The sequence below is a fragment of the Mesorhizobium sp. M4A.F.Ca.ET.090.04.2.1 genome, from assembly GCF_003999085.1.
Lineage (GTDB): Bacteria > Pseudomonadota > Alphaproteobacteria > Rhizobiales > Rhizobiaceae > Mesorhizobium.
Genome location: NZ_RZOT01000806.1, coordinates 1 through 1,661, shown reverse-complemented (window position 1 = coordinate 1,661; position 1,661 = coordinate 1). Strand labels below are relative to the sequence as shown.

1 protein-coding gene is annotated in these 1,661 nt (G+C 69.1%); it reads right to left on the bottom strand.

Features of this window, described 5'->3' with window-relative positions:
• Positions 1–154: 154 nt before the first annotated feature.
• On the bottom strand, positions 155–1,661 hold a 1,507-nt coding region (locus EN781_RS32060; RefSeq protein WP_145965769.1), incomplete at its 5' end, for a DNA repair protein RecN.

The following is a 1,661-nucleotide window of genomic DNA, read 5'->3' as shown; positions in this document are numbered from 1 at the left end:
ATCAAGCACCCAGGATGTGTTGAGATTCAGGTCAGGCCGAGTCGAGAAGGGTGGCTTCCGAGAACCGGAGCGGAGCGTACTTTTGGGTACGCGAGCACCGGAAGCGCAGGAAGCCGCCGTTCGCAGGCCGGCCTCACCTGAATATCAACGCAGCCTAGGCTGCCGCCGTGTTCTCGCGCAGCAGACGCTCCGCCGCCGCGCGCGCCTCGTCGGTGATGGTGGCGCCGGCCAGCATGCGCGCAATCTCCTCCTGGCGCGCCGGCCGGTCCATCTCGGCAACGCCGGTGGCGACCTTGTCGGTGCCGCCGGATTTGGAGATCAGGAAATGCGTCGCCGCGCGCGCCGCCACTTGCGGCGCGTGGGTGACGGACAGCACCTGCACGCGCTTCGACAACCTGGCCAGCCGCTGGCCGATGGCATCCGCCACGGCGCCGCCGACCCCGGTGTCGATTTCGTCGAAGACCAGCGTCGGCGCCGAGCCGCGGTCGGCCAGCGCCACCTTCAGCGCCAGGAGGAAGCGCGACAGTTCGCCGCCGGAAGCGACCTTCATCATCGGCCCGGGCCTGGTGCCCGGATTGGTGCGCACCCAGAACTCGACCTGGTCGATGCCTTCTTCCATCCGGCTCGAGGCATCGCTCGCCAGCTCGACGATGAACTCAGCGCGTTCGAGCTTGAGCGCCGGCAATTCGGCCATCACCGCCCTGGTCAGGCCGACGGCGGCGGCATGGCGAAGCGAGGACAGTTGCGCGGCTGAGATGTCGTAGGCTTCGCGCGCCGCTGCCGCCTGCTTCTCCAGGCCGTGCAGGCGGTCCTCGCCGGCGTCGAGATCGGCGAGGTCGGCGGCCATCGTGTCACGCAACTGCGCTAGATCGTCGACCGCGACGCTGTGCTTGCGCGAGGCGGCGCGCAGCGAAAACAGCCGTTCTTCCGCCTTCTCCAGCCGTTGCGGATCATATTCGGTGGCGCGCAGCGCCGCCTCGACGCCCGACTGCGCCGCATCGAGCGACAGCATCGCCTCGTCGAGCGACTTCACCACGTCGTCGAGCAGGCCCGGCGCCTCTCCCGCCTTGCGCTGCAGGCGCCTGAGCAGGCTGGCCAGCTGCGGCAGCGGCGAGGACGGTCCCGAAAGCACGTCCTGCGCGTCGTGGATTTCCGAGGCGATCTTTTCCGCCCGCATCATCGTGGCGCGCAGTTCGGCAAGCTCGCTCTCCTCGCCCGGCTGCGGATCGAGCTTCGCCAGTTCGGCGACGGAGGCGCGCAGATAGTCGGCTTCGCGCGCCGCGGCCTCGACCTTGGCGCGATGCTTGGCAAGGTCCTGCTCGCAGCCGCGCCAGTAGCGCCAGGCTTCGCCCGTCGCGCGCGCGGCGCCGAGATGGCCGCCGAAACTGTCCAGCAATTCGCGATGCGCGCCCGGATCGACCAACGCCCGCTCGTCGTGCTGACCATGGATCTCGACCAGCACATGGCCGATATCGCGCATCAGCGTGACACTGGACGGCTGATCGTTGACGAAAACGCGCGTGCGGCCGTCGGCCGTCTGCACGCGGCGCAGGATGATGTCGCCGTCATCCTCGATGGCGTTGTCGGCAAGCAGCGCGCGGGCCGGATGGTTGCGCGGCACGTCGAACACGGCAATGACCTGGCCTTGGGCAGCGCCATGG